Here is a 22,308-nt window from a genome sequence, read left to right as displayed (position 1 = left end):
TGTGATGAATGCAGAAAACATCATGCTAATTCTAAAAGGCCAAGACCCTGTGAAAGAAAGACAACAGGGTTAAAGAACATAATCAGCAGATAAATTTAAAGTTTGCTGAATTAATAAATTTCAGTTTATCTGGTACAATTCTTTGTTTCTTGATTTTTATTTAGGAGTGTTCTTAAATGCCAAAATAATAGAAATAATTGATTAATTTATAGTGGTGATATATACAAGAACGATGGAGGTGTTTTCTTGCAAACGCAGGTTAAAACATGGGGAAATAGTCAAGGCACACGTATTTCGAAAGAGATTTTACAGGAAGCCAATATTGCAGTTGATGATGCATTAGATGTAAACGTAGTGAACGGCATGATTACATTAGTTAAACCATTTGGACATAAAACTCTTGAAGAAAGAGCTGCCGATTTTAATGGAAAACTAAATTTAGACGGTGAGTATGACTGGGGAGAACCTGTAGTAAAAGAGGTTTGGAATGAAAGAAACATTACATCAAGGTGATATTGTCAAAATAGAAAGAGTCAAGAGTCCTGTACTTGTTACGAGTAAGGACTTTTTTAATCAAACCGGTGAAATTATCGGTTGTCCCATTATTCAGAATAGTGTGGCCAGCCCTCTGCATATTCCAATGGCAGACATTATCAATATAACAGATGCAATTCAAAGTATTTTTGATTATGTATAAAGCTGTGTTTCATTTTTCATATAAGTTAGCTATATTATGTATTCTGCGTTTCATTTCTGCACGGATATGTTTTGGCTCTAAACACTCGCATTTATCCCCAAAACTTAAAAGAATATCATAGTGGTATTCATTCTCTATGAAGGGAAAGCTGACAATGTAATACTCATCACCGGCTGGTGAAAAATCTTCATAGGTGCAATAATCGAGCACTCTATCCATCACAGATTTATGAATTCGGATTTTGATTTTTGTTTGTAAGGCTTCTAAAATGTCTGTAACGTCTAAAGTCGGCTTTTGATAATCCCGCAGTGCAAAAGTTTCCTCCTGCATTTGCAGATTTGACATGCGAGACAGTCTGAATAAGCGAAAATCATTCCTTCTATGGCAATATCCCTGTAAATACCAATGACTGCTTTTCATTACAAGCTGATATGGATCGACTGTTCGTACGGTGCTGATTCCGCGGTGGGCGATATATTCAAACGCAAGTACTTTGTTTTCCTGTAAGGCTGCTTTGATAATTTCTACATATGTTTGTAAGTTACTGTTACCTTTCCACGGACTTACGTCTATACATATTTGATTTAATTTTAATTCAATCTCTTTCGCCCTGTCGTCAGGAATAAAACTCTTGACTTTTGTAAGAGTGTGTATCAGCTCATCACCTTTTATTATATTTGAAAGACTGGAAAGTCCCATCAAGAGAGTGGAAAGGTCAGCGCTGGAAAAGACCTTTTTATCAATTTTGTATTCCGGCATGATTTCAAAGCCGCCGCCTACTCCCGCAGCTCCGCGGACAGGAATGCCTGCCATGTTAATAGCGTCTATGTCGCGGTAGATTGTGCGGGGTGAGACTTCAAACATATCTGCTAACTCCTGCGCACCTATACGTTTTTTATCAAGGAGTATCATAATAATACTAACAAGCCTGTCTACTTTCATTTAATAATTGCCTTTCGATTTGGATTATGGCCATAATGTTGTCAACAATCACATGGTACAATGATAAAGCAAACAAATCAATAAGACAATGAAATTGGAGGAAATTATGTTTACAATTTATGTTTATGTTCTTGATACTTTAGCCGACTGGGAACTGGGGCATGTTATTTCGGAGCTCAATTCCGGTAGATTTTTCAAAAAGGGCGCGCAGCGTGTATCACTTAAGACGGTCAGCTATTCTAAGGACCCAATCCATACAATGGGCGGGATGACCATTGTGCCGGATTGTTTCATCGACGATATTGTTGTGAGTAAAACAAGCATGCTGCTTTTGCCGGGATCAGATACATGGAACGACCCAAAGCATGCCGCTGTCATCGAGAAAGCAAGTGAATTTCTCACCTTAGGTGCTGCGGTAGGTGCAATCTGCGGGGCTACTGCAGCGCTTGCCAACTTTGGGCTGTTAGATCAGCGTCCGCATACCAGTAACGGGCCGGGATTTCTTGAAATGGTTTCTCCTGGTTATAAAGGACAAAGTTTTTATATAGACAAGCCATCCGCAGCAGAAAATAATCTTATTACTGCAAGCTGCACCGGAGCTTTGTTGTGGACAAAACAAATCATTGAATATTTAGATGTTTTTGAAACAAACACACTGGAATCGTGGTATAAATACTTTAGTACCGGCGACCCGAAACATTTCTTTGCCCTGATGCAATCATTGCCGTCCAGAGATGAAAGTTAATGGAGATTCAGTATTGCAGCTGATGATGTATTAGATGTAAAAGTAGTTAACAAAATAATTATGAGTTTTTCTCCATTATCTCCAGTCGGCTCTGGAAAGGCCTCCTTCCGACAATGGAGAAAAACTATCACAGGTGGCACCTTTTTTACAGAGGCCCTTCTCCAACAGACATTACGTCCATTTTCCATATGATTGGAGTGAGGCATTCTAAGAGCCGAACGGAAATCATGTGGAAAATGTCATGATTTTTACGCAGCATCCTGACTGTGTAATGCATCCTTTGTTATTGTGTGAGGACTGTCAGGAAATGATGAGATACCATCTTCCTGATAAAATATGGATCTAAAGATAAATATACTTGTCCACTAACTTTGAGGTGCATAAAGCTGCCCTCTTACATGATAACTCCATAAAGTTTGGGCAGGCAGTGCCTGCACCGCAGTATCAAATGCATCAGAGGCACAGTCCAATTTATAATAGGTTTCATGAGCGCCTATCGCATGAATTTCTATAAGATTATTTTGGGCCTGGTCGAAAGTATAAAATAGGGAACAGTTATTGGCGCCATGGTTAGTGTCAGTTTCGTGATAAACGGGCAGACCATTGATCAGCAGTGACGTTGTTTTGCTCGGCAGAGGCTGCCTTGTAGAAATGAGGGAATCGAGATTTCTTTCAACTGCGCGAAGCGTTCTCATTAAGCATGGGTGATTTTGTCTGGGATTATCATCGTAATTTTCTGGCGGTTGATGTGCAAAGAGCGTGAGTATGCTTTGTGCAAAATCATTTGTAGAATACAGACGATCATAAGAGATCGTTGGAATAAAATCTTGGGTATAAGTTCTAAATGGCATATTGTGATCCTCCTTTGCTTGATGTAAATAAGTGATGAAACGATCTGTATGATTGTAATTATATGTATATTAGAAGAGATAATCAATCATTTGTGGCCAATGACGGATGTGAATGAGCCAATAACTGAAACAGACCAGTACATACTATCTGTAATAGATATGATTATGAAGATACGATATGAAATATCCAGCAGGGGACTCCTGCTGGATAAAAATTTTTATTCTTGAAACATGACGGGCCACGGTCATCTTACAGTTCATTAATCGTCTCCGTCACAGATACATCTCGAATCCTTTTTGCCGGGCCATATACTGCGGCAGCAGCTGAAAAGGAATATTCTGTCTTGCACAGGCAGCACAGGCTAAAAATATTCCTTCGGAGGAGGAAAGTCCGGGTTTTTCTGTTACATGGGATTTCTGTTTTGATATTTCTAATATAGCACCATTTGAAGTAGTGATGAACTCTGCCGGGTTAGTAAACATTGAGGCATATCAGGCACATACAGAAGCAATAGAGAGGACGAATAGCAGAATTAATAGCTTAAATTCGGCTTTAGAATATGAAATGGAAGAGTATACACAAGCTGGCTTTAACAGCGGTAGTATATATGCAGAAAAATTCGGGGAAATAATGAATTTGACTTTTAATTTTACTTATGCGCAAGATGTTCAACCTGATACAACTATAACAGTATATATTTTACCAAAAAAGTTTTGGCCAAAAAAAACTATGAAAGTAACTTTCGTTCATAATGGATATATTTCACCTTTGCTATTCGTAAATAACGAAAATGGAGCGGTTAGTTTTAAAGCTATTTCTGGAAAATACACAGCAGATACATGGATTTATGGAACACTAACATATATGCTATAAAGTAAGAATTTAACAAATTATTATCAGCGTAAAGCCATAACTAATGCAAAATTTTTTAATGAAAGAGCCATAAGGGTTCTACCTATCATATTGCAAAAATGCTCTCGGAAAAGCTGGAGGGGGAAGTTACAGAATTCTTTTTGCCAAGAGATTTTGACTCCTTTTGCATAGGGTGTACAAACTGTTTTGAAAGATCTGAAACATCATGCCCTCATTATGAAAAATTAAGACCTATTACTAAAGCCATGGATGATGCAGATGTCATCATCCTGGCAAGCCCGGTATATGTATATCATGCAACAGGCGCAATGAAGTCATTTTTAGACCATTATGGGTACCGATGGATGGTACACCGTCCTGAAGAAAAGATGTTCCATAAACAGGCTGTCTGTATCTCGACTGCTGCAGGGGGAGGAATGAAAAGCACAAATAAAGATATGGCAGACAGCCTGTTCTTTTGGGGGACTGCAAAGATTTATAAATATGGGGCTGCAGTTAGGGCGGTAGCGTGGAATGGTATTAATAACAAGATAAAAAATAATATAGAGAAGAAAACCGATTCTTTGGCATTAAAAATCAAGAACAATTATGGCAAAGTAGAACCGTCTGTAAAGACCAGATTATTTTTCAATATCATGCGCATCGTTCAAAAAAACGGATGGAATAAGGCGGATTCAGATTATTGGCAGGAAAAAGGATGGACGGATAAAAAGCGTCCATGGAAAAGCAAAGAATAAACTTTATCATTCCGTACACTATTTGAACAGCCCGGCAAATTCTGAATATAATACAGTAAAACAATTGTTGGAAGCTTTTATGGATAACATTACTCGTGGGAGATTGATTCAACAAGGGAATCTGATGCGGATCAACAATGCTTTCGTGGAAGAGGCTTCTTGTGTTAATAATTCAGTTGGAAATATCTTGATATCTTATTCTGTCCCGGAAAGAAACCGGCCTGATTCGATTCAATATATACGTTTAAATTTAAATAGGAATACGGTGATCTTAAATTCCTTTGGGCAGAGCATGTGTATATGCTGTATTCAGAGGGGAATGTGGGTCAATGTCATATTTTCATCACGCATGACAAGAAGCATACCGCCTCAGTCCAATGCCGTTTCTGTGATTGTACAAAGGATTTCTCTGCCGCCGCGGCCGCCATTGCCGCCTCAGCGACCATCCTCGGTGACAACAGGAAGGATTGTTTTAATTGATTTTGACAACCATTTTATCGTTACGGAAAATCCAAGGAATATGAATGATCAAAACAGATTTTTAATTACAAATTCCACTACTATTACAAACCAATTCGGTTTGCCGATCAGACTGCGTGATCTGCAGCCCGGCAATATGGTGAGAGTGACTCATGCAAATTTTCAGACGCCTTCTGTGATACCCCAGACAACGGCATTTCATATACAGCGGTTATAATTTGAGAAATTAATGATTTTGGGGAGAACGTTTTATGAGCAAAAGAAATTGTATGATAATACAAAAATTTGATTTAAAAGACAGATATATTCCAGATGTTTACCATATCATTCTGCATTTATATCAATGATAAGCTTTATTTTACAGCAAAAACATAAACATTAAACGCTGACTTCAGCTTGGTTGGGTATATCCCAATCAAGCTTTTTTTATTCCATAGGAGAGTTCGTCCTATGGAATAAAAAGCCCTGCGGGCAGGATGCGCTGCTTCGTGCGCGGAACAAAAGCTGTGCATAGAAAAAACTGGTTCGCGAGGTGTGTGAAGCACACTTTTGTTCAAGAACTGCTTGCTTGTGACGCGGCGTCATGAATTATAATAATTTTAGGAGGTACGACAAATGAGAGAACAAAGAGAGTCATCCAAAGAATATATGACAGTCGGAGAGCTTGCAAAGAAAATGGGGATTACGGTTCGTGCTTTACAGTATTATGATAAACAAGGCATTTTTTCTCCGTCCGCCGAAAGCAGAGGCGGCCGCAGACTGTATACATATAAAGACATGGTGAGGCTTCACCAGATCCTGTCCTTAAAGTCTCTGGGATTTTCACTGGATGATATAAAGAACAGACTGATCTCCCTTGACTCGCCCGATGATGTTGCGGATGCCCTTTCAAGGCAGGCTGCTGCTGTCAGAGAAAAAATAGATCGTCTGACGGAATCGTTAAATGCCATTGAAATGTTAAAGTCAGAGGTGTTGCAGATTCAGACCGTGGATTTTAAGAAATATGCCGATATTATTGTAAATTTCCATATGAACAACGAGTACTACTGGCTGATCAAGCATTTTGACGACAGTCTGCTGGATAATATCCGAAGCCGTTTTGACGAGGAAAGCGGTACGATTTTTATGGAGAAGTATAATTGCCTGAACGAAGAAGCCATAGAACTCAGTGAAAAGGGCGTCCCGCCTGAAGATGAAAAGGCTCAGGTGCTGGCAGAAAAATTTTGGACATTGATCACAGAATTTACCGGCGGAGATATCAGTATACTGCAGGAGCTCATAGAATTTGGGAAATTCGAGGGCATAGACAATGATTGGGTGCAGAAACAGGCAGAAGTGAATGCTTATCTGGACCCTGCCCTGGAAATTTATTTTTCGCGGATGGGCATCAATCCGTTTGTGGAGGGTGAATTATGAGTTATGCGGTCCGGGTAGAAAGTCTGACGAAAAGCTATGGGAGCCATACTGTACTGAAAGGGCTGAGTTTTCAAGTAAAGAAAGGAGAGATTTTTGGGGTACTCGGCGTCAACGGGGCGGGTAAGACTACGACTCTTGAGTGCATGGAAGGTCTCAGAAAATATGACAGCGGGAAAATTACGGCAGACGGAAGGGTAGGAATTCAGCTTCAGTCAGCTTCTCTCCCCGCCTTTATAAAACCGATGGAAGCGATACAGCTTTTCGCAAAATGGAATCATACAAAGGTAAACAATTCTGTATTATCTGCACTCGGAATAAATGAGCTGAAGAAGATGAAATATGCCGATTTATCCACTGGTCAGAAAAGGCGTCTGCATCTGGCTCTTGCCGTGATCGGCAATCCGGATATCATTTTTTTGGATGAGCCTACAGCCGGGCTTGATGTGGGAGGAAGAATATCTCTGCATGATCAAATTGGAAAATTGAACAATCAGGGAAAAACAATAATCTTAGCCAGCCATGATATGGCGGAGGTGGAGAAGTTATGTGACCGTATAGCGATTTTACATGAAGGAAGGATAGCCTTTATGGGCACGGTTTCAGAATTGACCGTAAAAGCAGGCGGACAATATGATATTAAAATTACAACGGAACTCGGAGAAGAACATTATACGTCAGATCAGATTGGAGAGACTATGTTTAAACTTCTTAAAAACTATCAAACGAGAAATCTTCAGATTTTAGATATAGAGATAAACAGAGGGAAATTAGAACAGTTCTTTATGAAACTGACAGAGGGGGAATGATATATGAATGCTTTTTTATATGGAACGATGCTGCAGTTTAAGATAGATATAAGGAGCAGAACTATGCTTGTTACGTGCTATCTCGTTCCTCTTTTATTTTTTGCCGTCATGGGAGGGATTTTTACCTCGCTGATGCCCGAGGCAAAGGATACATTAATTCAGTCCATGACGGTCATGGGGGTATCAATGGGAGCACTGATCGGTGTGCCTTCTTCGGTTTTGGAAATTTGCGGAAGTAACATCAAGAAAATGTATGAGGCCAATGGGGTGCCGCTGCACTGCGGTCTGCTTTCCTCCATACTGTCTGCATTCGTCCATCTGTTTATCATGAGCGTAATTATTTTTGCTGCCGCTCCGGCTGCTTTTGATGCAGTCATTCCATCTGATCTTTTATTATATTTTGCCGCCCTGGTCTTTTTTCTGATCGTTTCATTGAGTATTTCAGGTGTTCTGGGTCTTCTGGTGAAAAGTCAGGCAAAACTGACGATGATCAGCCAGATCTTATTTTTTCCCTCTATTATGCTGTCGGGAATCATGTTTCCTGTAAATCTGCTTCCTGAATTTTTAGAACAGCTGGGAAAATTATTTCCTGCGACATGGGGTTATGCTCTGCTTTTAGAACCGAAATCAGAGCTGAAGAGCTGTATTCCGCTGGCCGTTATTTTTTTCATAGCAGCTGTAACAAACCGTTTTTTGCTTAAGAGGATACGAACAGAGTAAAAAGGAGTATAAACGAGTGTATGCAACCGGATATAGAAAACTTTTTTGTTGAATATTGCCACACGTCATTGTATAATAATTACATGAGAGAGAACTTTGGTAACAGGAACTATATTCTGCATATATAAAAGAGATGCCTTTACCGTGCATCTCTATTTTGCGTTATAGAACCAGGTTTTTAATTTTAGTTCTCTCAAAGGTAAGAACCCAGAAACTTTTACGAAAGAGGAGGTACATATGGAAAGTATCATGGATTACATTTCAATTTTATTGCCGGCTGCAGCGATCATATTCGTTCTAATTATTTTTTCTCCGGCTATGTCAAGGCATCTCCGGATACCGCACTGATCATTTCCGGTCTGAGGAAGAAACCGAGATTTCTTATCGGAAAGGCGGGCGTTAAGATCCCGTTTTTTGAAAAGAAAGACGAATTGAGCCTGAGGCTGGTTTCCGTAGATGTAAAGACTTCCAGTCCGGTTCCGACAGCCGATTACATCAATACCAATGTAGATTCAGCCGTCAATGTTAAAATCGGAAGTTCTCAGGAGATGCTGGAAAAGGCATCCCAAAACTTTTTGGACTGCGGAACCGATATCATCGGTATGATATCCCGGGAAGTACTGGAAGGTAATATGAGGGAAATCATCGGCCAGAATTGAAAGAAATGGTTTCTGACCGCCAGAAATTTGCAGAGAAAGTAAAAGACAATGCCGTTCCGGATCTGGGAGCTATGGGCCTTGAAATCATCAGTTTTAATGTTCAAAATTTTGTCGATAACAATGAAGTCATTGAAAATCTTGGTATCGACAACATATCAAAGATTAAAAAATCAGCCGCTATTGCCAGGGCAGAATCTAAAAAAGAAGTTGAAGTTGCCAAGGCACAGGCCGATAAAGAGGCCAATGATGCAAGGGTTGCCTCAGAGACAGAAATTGCAATCAAAAATAACCAGTTGGAAATCCGCAAAGCAGAACTTAAAAAGGAAGCGGATCTGAAGAAGGCAGAAGCAGATGCCATTTATAAGATCGAGGAGCAGGAGCAGCGAAAACAGTTGGAAATTGCCAATGCCAATGCTAATATCGCAAAGCAGGAGCGGGAAGTCGAGTTAAAAACGAGAGAAGTAGATGTCAGGGAGAAGGCATTGGATGCCGAAGTCCGCAAAAAGGCTGAGGTCGACCGATTCACGAGAGAACAGGAAGCCGAAGCAGATCTTTATGAACGCAAGAAGGATGCGGAAGCTTATGAGGCCGAACAGGAGGCTGCCGGAGTTCGGGCAAAGGGTGAAGCGGAGGCATCTGCAATCCAGGCAAAAGCGCTCGCGGAAGCAGCGGGTATTGAAAAGAAAGCAGAGGCCATGGCGAAAATGGGTGAGGCTGCAATTCTTGAAATGTACTTTAAAGCTTATCCGGAAGTTGCAAGGATCGTTGCCGAACCGTTATCCAAGGTTGATTCCATCGTTATGTACGGAGACGGGAATTCGGCTAAATTGACGGAAGATATCGTGAAATCTGTTGCCCAGGTTGATCAGGGACTGCAGAAGTCCATGGGACTTGACATTAAGTCCCTGCTGGCAGGCGTTATCGGCGGAAAAGTAGCCGCTGTTGGAGTTCAAAAAGATAGTGAAAATGACTCTGACAGTATGGAAGAAGTAAGAAGCGAACCAGAAGATAACTGAGAAACTGACAGGAGAGAGTTTGTTCGAATATTTCCTTTTATGGAAAATCAGGCAGGCTCTCGTTTTCTTTGCTCTGGCAAGTATCAGATTAATAAAAACAGCAGAAATTTTTAACCAAAAATTTCTGCTGTTTCCGAACTTAAAGGAATAAAGAAAATGAGTTGGTGGATGGTATTACTTTAGCATCCTGATTTGTTTGCGAAAGATTCACAGTCAGTGCATTCTTTTGTTGTCGGATTAGGCTCATGAGTTCCGATTTTGATTGTCTCTAAAGTACAATAGTCAACATCACCTGCATGGTAGGCACAGTTATTAATTGTACACTCGATACAATCGTTTTTTCCATTTGATTTCATAACAAGGCTCCTTTCAATTTATGATACAACTTTAGTATCTCCGTAATCTGAAAAAGGATACATCACATGTTGACACTAAATAAAATGTTCGTTATCCTTATACATGGCAGGAAAAAACAGGCCATAAAAGGGAAAAGCAGCTTAGAAACAGGAGAAAAATATGGCAAAAATAAAACAAAAATATTTATATATCATGGGTGCAGCGGCGGTGGCCGTCATCGCAGCACTCACAGCAGTACATATTTATTATAAAGACCGGTGGTATCCGGGAAGCAGTATCGACGGCCTCAAAGTATCGGGAATGACCTATGAAGAGTCTCTGGATGAGCTCAAAGAGACTGCAGACCGATACAGCATTACCGTAAAAGGGAGAGAAAAGGGAACTTTAACGATCAAAGGCAGGGATATCGGCTTAAAAGTAAAGTCTTTGGATTCGGTGAAAGAACTGTATCAAAAGCAGCATAAACAGAGTGTCATTTTTTCTTTTATGAAGAAGGAACAGAAAAATTTAAAAGATACGATTGATTTTTCAGAGAAGAAGCTCTCAGGTCTTGTAAAAAAATCGGTTTTGGTGACCGGGGATGACGGCTATAAGCTGACGAAGCCCGAAGATGCGGCAATAGAATACTCTAAAGAGAAAAAGTATGGCGTGCTGAAAAAAGAAATAGAAGGAAATATTTTGGATCAGAAGGCCTTTGTGAGACGGTTATCGGAAGCCATAAAGGAACTGAAAACTTCTATGGATCTGACGGACCAGAAAACATATCCCGGTGTATATAAAGAACCGGGGTTAAGAATCGATGACTCTGAACTTACCAGGATGCAGGAGACATATAATCAGTATTTGCTGCACTGGATTCAATGGGATATGGGAAACGATACAAAGGAGACGATGACACCTGAGGTTTTGAAAGACTGTATCAGGGTCAATACAAAAAAACGTACGGTGAAGCTTGACAAATCTGCCGTGGAAGACTGGGTGGAAAAATTCTGTCTTAAATATAAAACCGTAGGGATTGCCAGAAAATTCACCACGCATTCAGGCAAGAAAATAAAAGTAGAAGGCGGAGACTACGGATGGAGGATTGATTACGACAAGGAGATCGCCAGAGTCCTGAAACTGCTGAAAAAAGCACCGTCAAAGAAACTGATGGAGACTTACCAAAAAGATCCGTCGGATAAAAATCAGAAAGCTATGACCGTAAATTTAAAACCTGTTTATTTTAATAAGGCCTATCGGAAAGATTATCAAAATCCTCAAAATGACTGGGATCATAAAAATTACAGTGAGGTGGATCTCTCCGCTCAGGAAGTATTTGTATATAAAAACGGCAAGAGAGTATTTTCTGCAAACTGTATTACGGGAAAACCGACTCCTGACCGCATCACAAGGACCGGAACATACTATGTGAAAGAAAAACGGCTGACCAAAACCCTGGTTGGTGCAGATTACAGTGTAGACACCAAGTATTGGGTCAGAATCATGTGGACCGGAACCGGATATCACTGGAGCAAGAGGAGCGACTGGGGTCTGTGGTCTCCAGGCAGATATAAAGTGACCGGTTCCCACGGGTGTGTAAACCTTCAGCTCTCGGATGCAGCGGCCATATATAAGCTTGTGGAGAGCGGAGATCCGGTGTTTATCCACTACTAAGAGGTCTTAATACTCCACATTCATTAGGAACAGGCCATGGGGCGGGGCGGTGATGCCCGCATCTTTCCGGTCTTTTGACTGAAATACATGAAAAATAGACTCAGGGTCTCTGGTTCCTGCACCGATCTCAGCCAGTGTTCCGGTCAGAATCCGGACCATATTATAAAGGAAGCCGTCGCCGGTGAAACTGAGGCGGATTTCGCTGTGTTCTTCTTCAATCACAATAGAATAGATTGTTCTCACCGTTGATTTCTTTGTCTTTTTGACGGAAGAGAATCCTAAAAAGTCGTGGGTGCCGAGACAGAAGGCGGCTGCCTTGTTCATTTTTTCTATGTTCAGTGTTTCCGGATATTTCCACAAATATTTTCTTTCAAAAACATTCACAGTGCCGGGAATGGCAATACGGTACTGATATGTCTTTTGTTTTGCATTCAGCCGGCTGTGGAAGCGCTCTGAGACTTCATCTGCCGTCACAATACCGATATCGGAAGGCAGATATTTCGTGAGGTATTCTTTGATCTCCCGGCAGGAGAAGCTGCAGTCTGTATGGAAGTTGGCGATTTGTCCGCAGGCGTGTACGCCGGCATCTGTGCGGCCGGAACCGATAATCTGGATGGATTCCCCGGTCATTTTTGAGAGAACTGACTCCAATTTTCCCTGGATCGTGCTGGCGTTTGCATTTTTGCCAAGTTTCTGCCAGCCTTGATAGCGGGTGCCGTCATATTCTATCTTCAGACGGATATTTCGTTTCATCATTTCCTGTACTCCTTTTTGTGCGGGATTTTTTTAAATCTGCTGGATTCCATTATAGGGGAAGATGCCAAAAAATACAAATCATAGTTTCTGCTGCAGGCTGTGTACAGATGCGCAGGGAATTTATGATATAATAGAGGACAGAAAATATCAGGAGGAGAGATGAAGTTTCGGATACCGGATTATTATGACAAATTTAAATGTATAGGTTCTGACTGCACAGACAGCTGCTGCGCGGGATGGGATATCACTGTGAACGATGAGACCTATGAAAAGTACACCCTCGTGAAAGGATCATTCGGAGACCGTCTCATGAGATCTGTCAGCTCTTCCCGTCCTCATCATTTTCTCATGGAGGAGGGAAGATGTCCTTTTTTAAATCAAAAGAATTTATGCGATATTTATATACATCTGGGAGAAGATTTCCTCTGCCAGATCTGTACAGACCATCCACGGTTCTATGAAGTTTATGGCAGCCGGCAGGAAGCGGGACTGGGACTCGTGTGCGAAGAGGCGGCAAGACTGATTTTGACCAACAAGAAAAAGGTCCGGTTTCTTGATGAAAATTTGGATGAAAAAGCGGAAGAAGAGGAGCCCTGGCTGGAGCCGCTTACGCTGGCAAGAGACTGGATCATCCGTCTGCTTCAGGACAGGGAGCAGACTCTGGAGAGACGTTTGCGGCAGACGCTGTCGGCGGCAGCGGTCTTTCAGGAAGATTACATTCGCGATGATATGGAGGCCATGTATCTGCATATACATAAATGGGAGACGAAAGAAAGAGTACAAAAGCCGCGGACCGGTCTGAGAGAATGGTTCACGGAATGTCTGGAATTTCTCCTGGATCTGGAGATTCTCACCCCCGAGTGGAAGCAGGCTTTAAGCCAGGCATCTTTCATGTTTCGGGAGAGAGACATTTGTTTTTCAGATTTTGATGGAATCTTTTATGAACATTTGATAGTGTATTTTATATACCGGTATTTTCTGAAATCCGTCTATGACTTTCAGCTTTTGGATAAGGTTAAATTTGCGGTTTTCAGCTGTTTGGCTGTCCGGGGGACAGAGGCAGCGGTTTCACGAGAGGAAAGCCTGACGTCATTGGAAATTGCCCGTCTGTACTCAAAAGAAATCGAATACTCGGAAGAAAATATGGAAGCGGTCAATGAAGAACTTTTGTTTTCAGATATGTTTGACACACAGAGACTGTCAGATATGGTATCCGCAGTGTTCGGAAGTTCATATTTAATCTGAAGAGACAGGGAGAATTTATGAATAAGATAAAAAAATATCTGGGGTTTCCGGCAGATCCTGCTTACCGGATTCAAATTGAACAGAACATGACCGCCAATATTTTTAAAACTCATACGATTTTTCAGCTGCTTATTCTGGGATGTCAGATCTTAATGCTCTATTCAATATCGACTCTTCCGGGAGGCGTTTTTATGAAACCAAGAAGGACCGCATATTTCTGTATGTATATCCTGCTGATCATTTTAACAGTGCTCAGTCTGGCAGTGAAGGCAGTTTTCAGGCGAAAGATCATGGAACATTACTGAATGATCTTCTCCCGTACTTTCCTGATCCTTATGGGGCGGATCAGAGCTTTAATAATATGACGAACAGCTTTTTATTACGGTTCTTTGTATTGGAATTTCAATCATTCTCTATCGGAATCGTGTCTTGTCAGAATATGACCGTATTATTATCGGAGAACAGTATCAGAAAATCGCCGAGATCAATCAGAAGTTGAATCAACAGGTAATCCGTGACCGTCTGACTGGACTTTTTAACCGCAGTTATCTTGAAACTTCCCTGAGAGAACAGTTTCAAAGCGTACAAGAGAAGCACGGAAACATTGCATGTATGATGATTGATATAGATTCAATAAACTACTTCTTAAGTAAATGTAGACCTGTCTATTTTTTTTATGATACTATGTAAACAATGATATTTAGTTTTATGGAGGATTGTAATTATGAAAAAGAAAATCTTTGCAATGGGACTAAGCCTATTGTTTGCGGCATGTTGTTTCCCGAAGATGTCTTTTGCCGCTGAGCCAGCGGAAAATGTCGTGGCCAAAGTGAATGGGAAAACATATGCAACATTGAAAGAAGCTGTTGATGCCGCACCGGAGAACAGTACTGTTACACTACTTTCTGATGTGACAGAAGATGTAATCTTTAACAAAAATATCACTGTTGATGGTGCCAGCAAGTACACGATTTCAGGTGCGTCAACCGTAAAGGCAGGAACACTTACGAATCTTACTTTAAAACCGAATGAAACAAATACAAATGGCAAGCTTTTAACAATTGGAAATGGAGACAGTACTTCGATTAATCTCGAAAATGTTACGATCCATTATTCCGTAACAAAAAGATCCAGCGGAAGCGCTGTGACAGTAAGTGGCAACAGTGCAACTATTAAAATCAATCATTGCCGCTTCATCAATACCCCAAATAATAATGGAACGACAACAGACGCACCTGAATGGTCTTACGGTCTATACGTTAACGAACAAAACGACGCCGGAAGTATTACTTTTACAAATAACGAATTCAACGGGGCATTCCGCACAATGCTTGCAAATGTAAGTGGTAATTTTCTAATTGAAAACTGCGAATTCATAAATAGCGTTTACAGCGTGGCAAATGGACCTACCGGAGGCTCTGCCGGGGAAGCCACAACAATTACTACTTCAGCCGCTTCCAACAATCAGATTGTCGTAAAAAACAATATGCTTGATAATGCCGGATCTATTTATTTACAGACACAGGCAAATTTCACAGGGAATACGATCAAAAACGATAAATTTGAACACTATATCCAGGCAAAGGGAAGTATTGGACAACCTATAGACTTTAAAAATAATACTTTTCAGTTAGGTACAAACAATCTAGTGGTCATTGATGTTGCTGCCACACCAATTTTACTTCCAGCTGGACAGCCTGCGGTAAACTATTGGATCTGGAGTGATACTCCTGCAAATGTTCGTCCCGCCGATTACAGCGACTATAAATATATGTACAACGAAGACGGAAGCATTACATTCATGCCTCAGTCTGACGTAGCATTTGAACAGTTTTTCGCTCAAAAAACAAATGGAAATATACAAGTAAACGATCAGGATACAGTACTTATTGAGAAGAATTTAAAGATAAACGACATAGAAATTGATTCTGATAAAAATATTACTTTTGAAATAGCAAAAGACGCAACTTTAGAAATTGCAGGTGCCTTAGACATCCAAGGAAAAATTACGGTAAAAGGGGAAGGTGCCCTCATCATTACCGAACAGGGAAAAGTAAATATCTACTCTGATGCTGCATTAACTGTTTCCCCCGATACAAGCCTTAAAAACAATGGCTTCATTTCAAACAACGGTGAACTGACAATTCCAGATACCACCACAGGAAATGGAACAATCGAAGGCACTGGTATTACAGAAAAAGTACACAACGCAGTACACGTTGAAGCTAAGGAGCCTACCTGTGACACCGACGGAAACATTGAATACTGGTACTGCAGTTTTTGTGATAAATACTTTTCTGACAAAGCTTTAACCCAGGAAATTTCCAAAGAAAAAACAAGCCGAAAAGCTCTGGGGCACAAATATGAAAACGGAAAATGTACCGTGTGCGGAAAAGCTGATCCTAATTATAAGCCTGAGACATCTCCGACAGATAACGAAAACGACGGAAATTCTAATCAAGAATTCTCCAATTCTCACGCCCCTAAAACAGGGGATAACAATCATATCGGACTAATGATCGCACTGATGCTTGGTGCATCGATTGCTTTCTTTGGCGTTAAAAGAGATAAAAAACAACACGGTTAAAATGACTTAAAAATGGAGCAGAATTGCATGAAATGCGATTCTGCTTCATTTTTTCAGGATATCATCTTATTTGAAGAAATGAACAGTCGACTTGATTACTGCCATTAAAAAGTACTTAGGTCAATAATAATTCAAGATTATGATAGCTTTCATAAAAATATCGAAATTTTCCACTTCATTAACATTGCTTTCTATCTCCTTTCGCTTTTATTCTTTAAAATAATAGAAAAAGTAACATGAAAACGTTACAATAAAAAAAGTTTTTTAGTCCGCGTATGGCATCCACAGAACTAAAAAACTATGTAATCTTTACTAAAAAAAGGGGGCATCGCCATAAAGAATTTTCTACTAAATGATGTATTCCCATGTTTTAATTCCCTTTCAGTTATAATGTATATACCATAACAGGCATAAAATTATACTTCAAGATAAATTTATGAAAAAAGAGTAAAATAATTATCGTAAGAATTTTAAGAAAGAGAGTGAGAATATGTATTCTTCAATTTATGCTGAAAGCAAAGAAATGTATAATGAACTTATAGAATGGCGTAGAGAACTTCACAAAACACCTGAATTGGGACTTGAACTTTCTAAAACAGTTTCTTTTGTGAAGAAAAAATTAGCAGAATGGGATATTCCATTTGAAACAAAAGTCAATGGAAATTGTATTATTGGCTATATGGGCTCTGGGGATAAATGCTTACTTCTTAGAGCAGATATGGACGGGCTTCTTATGAATGAAGAAAGTAAATTGTCTTTTGTTTCGCAAAATGGTAATATGCACGCTTGCGGACATGATATGCATACGACCGCTTTGTTAGGAGCCGCCAAAATATTAAAAAAACACGAAAAGGAATTAGGGTGCTAACGCAGTGATTGCTGAGGGTGTAATGGAAAATCCTAAAGTAGACTCAGCTTTTGCAACTCATGTAGCGTCCGTTATTCCTGCAGGAACAATTGCTTATGGAACTATGACAGGGACATCTGTCTTTGGATTTAAAATAACGATAATAGGAAAGGGTACGCATGGTGCTATGCCCCAGAACGGAATAGACCCTATCAACGTTGGGGTTCATATTTACCAAGCATTGCAGGAGCTAATCGCACGTGAGTGTTCTCCAAGCCAAGAAGTAACATTGACAATTGGTCAATTTAACTCTGGAACGGTAAATAATGTTATTCCAGAAACAGCTATTTTACAGGGAACACTTCGCACATTCGATAATAAAATAAAACAGTATTTAATTACGAGAATTAAAGAAATTGTTGATAATATTTCCCATGCTTTTCATGCAGAAAGTAAAGTAGATGTCCTAGCAGATATACCCGTACTCTGCTGTGATGAAAAAAGAAATACTGAAATTGCTAAGGCAATAAGGTCCATGAATGGTGAATTTAACATGGTATCCGGGTTACACACAACTGGTTCTGATGATTTTGCAGTGTTTGCAAATAAAGTACCATCTTCTTATTTTATGATAGGAGCTAAGGTTGATTCAGATAATATCTATGCACATCATAATCCGAAAGTATGTTTTAACGAACAAGTTTTACCAATCGAAACGGCGGTATATGCATGTGTGGCTATGGACTGGAAATAAGTTAGAAAACAATAAAATTAAAAGGGAGACACACGTTTTTTGTGCAGTATCCCTCTCTTTTTTCTGTCATATCAAGGCTCGTTCAATCGTGGTAAAATGAGTGCTTTTTTATACTTCAAAGTACTGTAAAGTATAATGTTTATGCGGATAATCAAAAATTAGATAAAAATTTTTTTAGAAAACAATATAATGATCGGTTTGGGCATATATCCGGGGACCAGTGCCTGAGAACTTTCGCAGGCTTCCTGAAGAAGGAAGTGCAGAACAGGTCAGGAAGCCTGATCCGTTATGGCGGTGAAGAATTTCTTATATTCTTATTTGGGCAGGACGCTGAGGCGGCAGAAGAAATAGCAGAACATATGCGCCGGTCCGCAGAGTCCGGCGGATACATCAGCGACGGGCCGGACAGCAGTCCTGTCACAGTCAGTATAGGGGTCTATAAATAATGCCCGTCCGCTGAGACTCCATTCAAAGAATTTATTACTCTGGCAGACAGTGCCCTCTATGAAGCAAAATGCTGCGGAAGAAACTGTGTAAAATTAAAGACAGGGGAGATGTCTCAGCAGACATAGACCAGTCTTGCTTCCGGAAGGCGCAGCCTCACATAGTCTGTCAGCACCGGCTCTGCCTCCAGCCGCAGTTCCTTCCGGTAGCGGTATTTTCCTCTTCCGCCTCCGGACATAGACTGATTGTCGTAGAGGTCAGGAGCCTCCGGAAATGCCTCTTTGTTAATAGCATTCTGCACAAAGCTGTAAGTCATAAAAATCATCTCTATTGTTATTGACTTCTTGGCCTTTTCGGTAAGACCGTCGGCCAGCTGATCGATCAAATTCATGTATTTTTCTTTCCAGCCATCATTCAGGATGATGGGAGCGATCAGTATTCCTACGGGATAACCGGCCTCACACATGTCGTTGACTGCCTGGATTCTCTGATGAAGCGGGGAGGTCCCAAGTTCGATATGGTCTATGATTTCCTGAGGATTGACGCTCATTCGAAAAATGCTCTTTCCCTGATGGTCAAGGCCGAGCAAAGGTTTTACAGACGCAAATTTGGTGGGAAATGTAATCTGTCCTCTCCCCTCACGGGCGAAAGCAGGGATGACCCATTCCAGATTGTTTGTTATCATATTTTCTAAAACAAGATCACTGTTGGAGCCTATCTCAAAAGTCTGGGGTACAGCTCCTTTTTTTGAATTCTTTATCAGCCGTTCCATCATGTCTTCCCGATTTACGAAAAGCCTTAAATAGGCGCATTTATTGTAATTGCATACCAAATAACAATAAAGGCACATGGCAGTACATCCGGACGAAGTGAACGGAACCAGATAATCGGATATCTTATGGTTTTCTGTATATCGGTGAGTCTTTCTTGTGCCGATAATCAGAAAACGTTTCATTTTTGGAAAATCGCTGTTGGGCCTTTGGGTCATCTCTTCGATCCGGTTATGGCTTTTGATCTCATGCCAGGGCAGATCCGCAAAATCTTTTTTTAATTTCCGGCCGAGGGGATAATTAAAGATTCCCGGTTCATGATATACGGCGGTAAATAGTTTCATAAGCAGTTCTCCTTTTCATATTTGTATTAGTATTTCTGAAAAAAACGAGATATATTGATTGCTGTCTGATTTTTGGTAAGGATTTCATTGGAAATGCAAGAAAATTTTCTAGTTTAAACAGATTTATTATGTTATAATAAATGCAAACAAATTTGTTTGCATGTAAAATGATGGGAGTTATAAATTGGATGAATATTCAGCGTTGATGATACATATAAAAAAGAGAATGAGGTATGAGCCCGAAGAGGAGCAGAATCTTCAGATTTATCTGACCAAAGTGGCGGAGCAGCTGAACAGCCTTTTTGTGGACAGCATGATATTTCCGGTAATCTTCGGAAGGCATGATGAACTTCAGGGTCTGTTTACATCTTCACTGTCCGCAGCCTCCTATTTCCGGCTTTTCGAGATCATGTGTTATCCGGTCGCCGTCACCGGAGGGATCGGGATCGGCGAGTGGACAGTGCGGATGGAGGATGGGACCTCTGCCCAGCAGCAGGGAACGGCCTATGACCGGGCGGAAGAGGCTGTAAAGACTGTGTCAAAGAAGAAGACACAGAGGCTGCGGATCCATTCTTCAAGAGAAGACGGTATGGCAAACTATCTTCTGAATGTTTCCAAGGACATGCTGAGTGCACAGAATTCGATCCAGAACCGTCTCCAGCTGATCGCCGAGATCCTGTACCCGTTTGTTGAGAACAGGACATGGATACGATTTGAAAATCATGGCCTCAGGCTGCTGACACTGAAGGAAAATTTCGGACCTGCAAAACAGATGGTGGATAAGATCGCAAAAGTGCCGGAACAGACGATCTCCTGGAAGAAAAACGTTTATGTCCAGGAACCGATCTTCATTACAGGCGAAAAAAAGGAAGGAGAAGAAGCCGTCATTCTTAAAAATGTTTCCAGCAGCATTGCGGTGACTGCAAAGAAAAGCCGGCAGAATGTGGAAACGATCATGAAACGGGGGAAACTGCTCACGATCCGGATCATGGATTATATGGCACTGCAGTATATAAAACGGTACTACTAAAAAGGGAGAAACAAATATAAGTATGGAAAATAAGGAAAAAAGATTTGCACTTTTAATTGACGCTGACAACATATCAGCAAAATATATCAAGCCGATTTTGGACGAGCTGTCACAGTACGGCAATATTACATACAAGAGAATCTACGGTGACTGGACAAGTACGCTTCATGCCAGCTGGAAAGAGGAGCTGCTGGCCAATTCCATCACACCTATCCAGCAGTTTTCTTATACACAGGGGAAAAATGCCACAGATTCTGCAATGATCATCGATGCCATGGATATCCTTTACACCAACCGGGTGGACGGCTTTTGTATCGTCTCCAGTGACAGTGATTTTACGAGGCTTGCCAGCAGGATCAGAGAGACAGGGCTTACTGTGATCGGTATGGGTGAGGGGAAGACTCCCCCGGCTTTCCGTAAAGCATGTGATGTTTTTACAAACCTGGAACTCCTGATCGAGGACAAAGAGGAAAAGGAAAGCAAGCCGATTGGCCGCAGGGATATCGAGGCAGCGATCCATTCTATCATCACAGACAATCAGAACAGCGATAAAGAGACGACGCTGGGAGAGATCGGGACAAGGCTGTTAAAGAGATATCCGGACTTTGACGTGAGGAGCTACGGATACAGTCTGCTCTCTAAATTTCTGGAAGAATTCGATCATTTCAGACTGATTAAGGATGGCAATATTGTCACTGTTTCTCTGAGAGAAGATATTGACATGAAAGAACAGCTGGACCACTATGTAACGGCATTGGTGAAAAACACAGGAAAAAAGGGACTTGATCTGTCTGATCTTGCAAACAAAATATATGCAGAATATGAGAACTTTAAAGTACAGGATTTTGGATACAATCGGTTCAGCTCTTATGTGCGGAGCATCCCGGGCATGCAGCTGGAGAACAAAAATAATATTACAAAAGTAACGTTTTTAAAAAAATAATACCGCAAAGGCAGAAAAATTTTCTAATAGAAATACGAAAGCAGATCAATATACAAACCAAACGAGGTATTTGAAATATGAGAATTTTTTTATGGGAAATCAGGGAAGAACAGGGTTACAGTTTGAGGAACCTTGAAAAATATACGGGCATCAGCCATATGCATATCTATGATATTGAAAGAGGGCTGGTAAGTCCCACACTGGAGGAAATCGAAAAGCTGGCGGGAGTCATGAGAATCAGTCCTTACCGTCTGTTTGACTTTCGGCCGGCTATACAGGTGAATTCCAATTAAAGAGACTGCTGCAAAACGTACATCAATGATTCTGTCAAAAATAACAGAATCCCGGGTTTTGCAGCAGTCTTTTATCAAACGAATATGAGGATCATTGGTATTAGAGATCTCTTCCACAGCGGCCGTAAAAGGTTAAAAGATAAAGTCCGCAGATGCCGACCAGATCATAGACGATCCTTGAGAGCATCGTCATGCTGCCGAAGAGAAAAGCTACTAAATCAAACCGGAAGAAGCCAATCAGGCCCCAGTTGACCGCACCTATAATTGTAATTGTCAGTGCTATATAATCTAATGTTTTACTTCCCATAGCAACCTCCTTTTCTATTAATAATCTTCCCAGTC

At 40.7% G+C, this 22,308-nt stretch carries 27 protein-coding genes and 1 pseudogene; 22 read left to right on the top strand and 6 right to left on the bottom strand.

Features of this window, described 5'->3' with window-relative positions; translation table 11 throughout:
• Nucleotides 1-246: 246 nt before the first annotated feature.
• Nucleotides 247-513, top strand: coding sequence for an AbrB/MazE/SpoVT family DNA-binding domain-containing protein (locus ANCC_RS09460; protein WP_006566859.1), 267 nt, complete (start codon nucleotides 247-249; stop codon nucleotides 511-513).
• Entirely contained in the window at nucleotides 488-697 is a 210-nt protein-coding gene (locus tag ANCC_RS09455; RefSeq protein ID WP_006566860.1) for a hypothetical protein, read from the top strand. The genes ANCC_RS09460 and ANCC_RS09455 overlap by 26 nt, the downstream gene beginning before the upstream one ends.
• A 9-nt stretch (nucleotides 698-706) precedes the next feature.
• Here ANCC_RS09455 and ANCC_RS09450 read toward each other — a convergent pair whose 3' ends face one another.
• Nucleotides 707-1,639, bottom strand: coding sequence for a helix-turn-helix transcriptional regulator (locus ANCC_RS09450; protein ID WP_006566861.1), 933 nt, complete (start codon nucleotides 1,637-1,639; stop codon nucleotides 707-709).
• A 106-nt stretch (nucleotides 1,640-1,745) separates the two neighbouring features.
• On the opposite strand from ANCC_RS09450, the gene ANCC_RS09445 reads away from it, so the two are divergent.
• Nucleotides 1,746-2,384: a type 1 glutamine amidotransferase family protein gene (locus ANCC_RS09445; RefSeq protein WP_022261173.1), complete on the top strand. Its 639-nt coding sequence runs from the start codon at nucleotides 1,746-1,748 to the stop codon at nucleotides 2,382-2,384.
• A 365-nt stretch (nucleotides 2,385-2,749) separates the two neighbouring features.
• On the opposite strand, the gene ANCC_RS09440 is transcribed toward ANCC_RS09445, so the two are convergent.
• The gene (locus ANCC_RS09440; protein ID WP_006566864.1) at nucleotides 2,750-3,235 is read right to left on the bottom strand and encodes a hypothetical protein; all 486 of its coding nucleotides are present in this window, start codon (nucleotides 3,233-3,235) and stop codon (nucleotides 2,750-2,752) included.
• A 565-nt stretch (nucleotides 3,236-3,800) separates the two neighbouring features.
• On the opposite strand from ANCC_RS09440, the gene ANCC_RS09435 reads away from it, so the two are divergent.
• The 8 genes and pseudogenes from ANCC_RS09435 (at nucleotide 3,801) to ANCC_RS17625 (ending at nucleotide 9,943) form a co-directional block, all read left to right on the top strand.
• Nucleotides 3,801-4,109: a hypothetical protein gene (locus tag ANCC_RS09435; RefSeq protein ID WP_156340509.1), complete on the top strand. Its 309-nt coding sequence runs from the start codon at nucleotides 3,801-3,803 to the stop codon at nucleotides 4,107-4,109.
• A gap of 77 nt (nucleotides 4,110-4,186) precedes the next feature.
• Nucleotides 4,187-4,846, top strand: a pseudogene (locus ANCC_RS09430) (flavodoxin family protein); the annotation flags it as partial.
• A gap of 79 nt (nucleotides 4,847-4,925) precedes the next feature.
• Nucleotides 4,926-5,543, top strand: coding sequence for a hypothetical protein (locus ANCC_RS18010; protein ID WP_006566869.1), 618 nt, complete (start codon nucleotides 4,926-4,928; stop codon nucleotides 5,541-5,543).
• Between the two features lie 398 nt (nucleotides 5,544-5,941).
• Nucleotides 5,942-6,742: a MerR family transcriptional regulator gene (locus ANCC_RS09425; RefSeq protein ID WP_006566870.1), complete on the top strand. Its 801-nt coding sequence runs from the start codon at nucleotides 5,942-5,944 to the stop codon at nucleotides 6,740-6,742.
• On the top strand, nucleotides 6,739-7,548 hold the full coding sequence (locus tag ANCC_RS09420; RefSeq protein WP_006566871.1) for an ABC transporter ATP-binding protein: 810 nt from the start codon (nucleotides 6,739-6,741) through the stop codon (nucleotides 7,546-7,548). The genes ANCC_RS09425 and ANCC_RS09420 overlap by 4 nt, the downstream gene beginning before the upstream one ends.
• Nucleotides 7,549-7,551: 3 nt before the next feature.
• Nucleotides 7,552-8,268, top strand: coding sequence for an ABC transporter permease (locus tag ANCC_RS09415; protein ID WP_006566872.1), 717 nt, complete (start codon nucleotides 7,552-7,554; stop codon nucleotides 8,266-8,268).
• A 431-nt stretch (nucleotides 8,269-8,699) separates the two neighbouring features.
• The gene (locus ANCC_RS18065; RefSeq protein ID WP_006566873.1) at nucleotides 8,700-8,927 is read left to right on the top strand and encodes a hypothetical protein; all 228 of its coding nucleotides are present in this window, start codon (nucleotides 8,700-8,702) and stop codon (nucleotides 8,925-8,927) included.
• Between the two features lie 5 nt (nucleotides 8,928-8,932).
• On the top strand, nucleotides 8,933-9,943 hold the full coding sequence (locus ANCC_RS17625; RefSeq protein WP_022261174.1) for a flotillin family protein: 1,011 nt from the start codon (nucleotides 8,933-8,935) through the stop codon (nucleotides 9,941-9,943).
• A gap of 179 nt (nucleotides 9,944-10,122) precedes the next feature.
• Here ANCC_RS17625 and ANCC_RS09405 read toward each other — a convergent pair whose 3' ends face one another.
• Entirely contained in the window at nucleotides 10,123-10,299 is a 177-nt protein-coding gene (locus tag ANCC_RS09405; RefSeq protein WP_006566876.1) for a DUF1540 domain-containing protein, read from the bottom strand.
• A gap of 160 nt (nucleotides 10,300-10,459) precedes the next feature.
• Between ANCC_RS09405 and ANCC_RS09400 the strand changes: the two genes are divergently transcribed.
• On the top strand, nucleotides 10,460-11,953 hold the full coding sequence (locus tag ANCC_RS09400; protein WP_006566877.1) for a L,D-transpeptidase: 1,494 nt from the start codon (nucleotides 10,460-10,462) through the stop codon (nucleotides 11,951-11,953).
• A gap of 6 nt (nucleotides 11,954-11,959) precedes the next feature.
• Here ANCC_RS09400 and truA read toward each other — a convergent pair whose 3' ends face one another.
• Nucleotides 11,960-12,709, bottom strand: a complete 750-nt coding sequence (gene truA, locus ANCC_RS09395; protein ID WP_006566878.1) for a tRNA pseudouridine(38-40) synthase TruA — start codon at nucleotides 12,707-12,709, stop codon at nucleotides 11,960-11,962.
• A gap of 159 nt (nucleotides 12,710-12,868) precedes the next feature.
• Between truA and fliB the strand changes: the two genes are divergently transcribed.
• The 7 genes from fliB (at nucleotide 12,869) to ANCC_RS09360 (ending at nucleotide 18,588) form a co-directional block, all read left to right on the top strand.
• Complete coding sequence (gene fliB, locus ANCC_RS09390; protein WP_006566879.1) at nucleotides 12,869-13,954, top strand: flagellin lysine-N-methylase; 1,086 nt, start codon at nucleotides 12,869-12,871, stop codon at nucleotides 13,952-13,954.
• Nucleotides 13,955-13,971: 17 nt separating this feature from the next.
• Nucleotides 13,972-14,259 carry a hypothetical protein gene (locus ANCC_RS09385; RefSeq protein WP_006566880.1) on the top strand — a complete coding sequence of 96 codons (288 nt, stop codon included), beginning with the start codon at nucleotides 13,972-13,974 and terminating at the stop codon, nucleotides 14,257-14,259.
• A 124-nt stretch (nucleotides 14,260-14,383) separates the two neighbouring features.
• The gene (locus ANCC_RS18005; RefSeq protein ID WP_006566881.1) at nucleotides 14,384-14,644 is read left to right on the top strand and encodes a GGDEF domain-containing protein; all 261 of its coding nucleotides are present in this window, start codon (nucleotides 14,384-14,386) and stop codon (nucleotides 14,642-14,644) included.
• 34 nt (nucleotides 14,645-14,678) lie between these two features.
• Nucleotides 14,679-16,541 (top strand): right-handed parallel beta-helix repeat-containing protein, encoded by a 1,863-nt coding sequence (locus tag ANCC_RS09375; protein WP_006566882.1) that lies wholly within the window; start codon nucleotides 14,679-14,681, stop codon nucleotides 16,539-16,541.
• Between the two features lie 490 nt (nucleotides 16,542-17,031).
• Complete coding sequence (locus ANCC_RS17820; protein ID WP_006566883.1) at nucleotides 17,032-17,409, top strand: M20/M25/M40 family metallo-hydrolase; 378 nt, start codon at nucleotides 17,032-17,034, stop codon at nucleotides 17,407-17,409.
• A 22-nt stretch (nucleotides 17,410-17,431) separates the two neighbouring features.
• Nucleotides 17,432-18,142, top strand: a complete 711-nt coding sequence (locus ANCC_RS09365) for a M20/M25/M40 family metallo-hydrolase (protein ID WP_259818688.1) — start codon at nucleotides 17,432-17,434, stop codon at nucleotides 18,140-18,142.
• A 110-nt stretch (nucleotides 18,143-18,252) separates the two neighbouring features.
• Complete coding sequence (locus ANCC_RS09360; RefSeq protein WP_083774643.1) at nucleotides 18,253-18,588, top strand: diguanylate cyclase; 336 nt, start codon at nucleotides 18,253-18,255, stop codon at nucleotides 18,586-18,588.
• A 113-nt stretch (nucleotides 18,589-18,701) separates the two neighbouring features.
• Here ANCC_RS09360 and ANCC_RS09355 read toward each other — a convergent pair whose 3' ends face one another.
• On the bottom strand, nucleotides 18,702-19,700 hold the full coding sequence (locus tag ANCC_RS09355) for an SPL family radical SAM protein (RefSeq protein ID WP_006566886.1): 999 nt from the start codon (nucleotides 19,698-19,700) through the stop codon (nucleotides 18,702-18,704).
• Nucleotides 19,701-19,884: 184 nt separating this feature from the next.
• Between ANCC_RS09355 and ANCC_RS09350 the strand changes: the two genes are divergently transcribed.
• The 3 genes from ANCC_RS09350 (at nucleotide 19,885) to ANCC_RS09340 (ending at nucleotide 21,966) form a co-directional block, all read left to right on the top strand.
• Complete coding sequence (locus tag ANCC_RS09350) at nucleotides 19,885-20,730, top strand: hypothetical protein (RefSeq protein ID WP_129701608.1); 846 nt, start codon at nucleotides 19,885-19,887, stop codon at nucleotides 20,728-20,730.
• Nucleotides 20,731-20,752: 22 nt separating this feature from the next.
• On the top strand, nucleotides 20,753-21,673 hold the full coding sequence (locus ANCC_RS09345; RefSeq protein WP_118475859.1) for an NYN domain-containing protein: 921 nt from the start codon (nucleotides 20,753-20,755) through the stop codon (nucleotides 21,671-21,673).
• 77 nt (nucleotides 21,674-21,750) lie between these two features.
• A complete protein-coding gene (locus ANCC_RS09340) occupies nucleotides 21,751-21,966 on the top strand; it encodes a helix-turn-helix domain-containing protein (protein WP_009289583.1) in 216 nt (71 codons plus the stop codon).
• 100 nt (nucleotides 21,967-22,066) lie between these two features.
• On the opposite strand, the gene ANCC_RS09335 is transcribed toward ANCC_RS09340, so the two are convergent.
• Entirely contained in the window at nucleotides 22,067-22,273 is a 207-nt protein-coding gene (locus ANCC_RS09335; protein WP_006566890.1) for a DUF378 domain-containing protein, read from the bottom strand.
• Nucleotides 22,274-22,308: the final 35 nt, after the last annotated feature.

Source organism: Anaerostipes caccae L1-92 (assembly GCF_014467075.1).
GTDB classification, from domain to species: domain Bacteria; phylum Bacillota; class Clostridia; order Lachnospirales; family Lachnospiraceae; genus Anaerostipes; species Anaerostipes caccae.
This window is presented reverse-complemented; position numbering and strand designations above follow the sequence as displayed.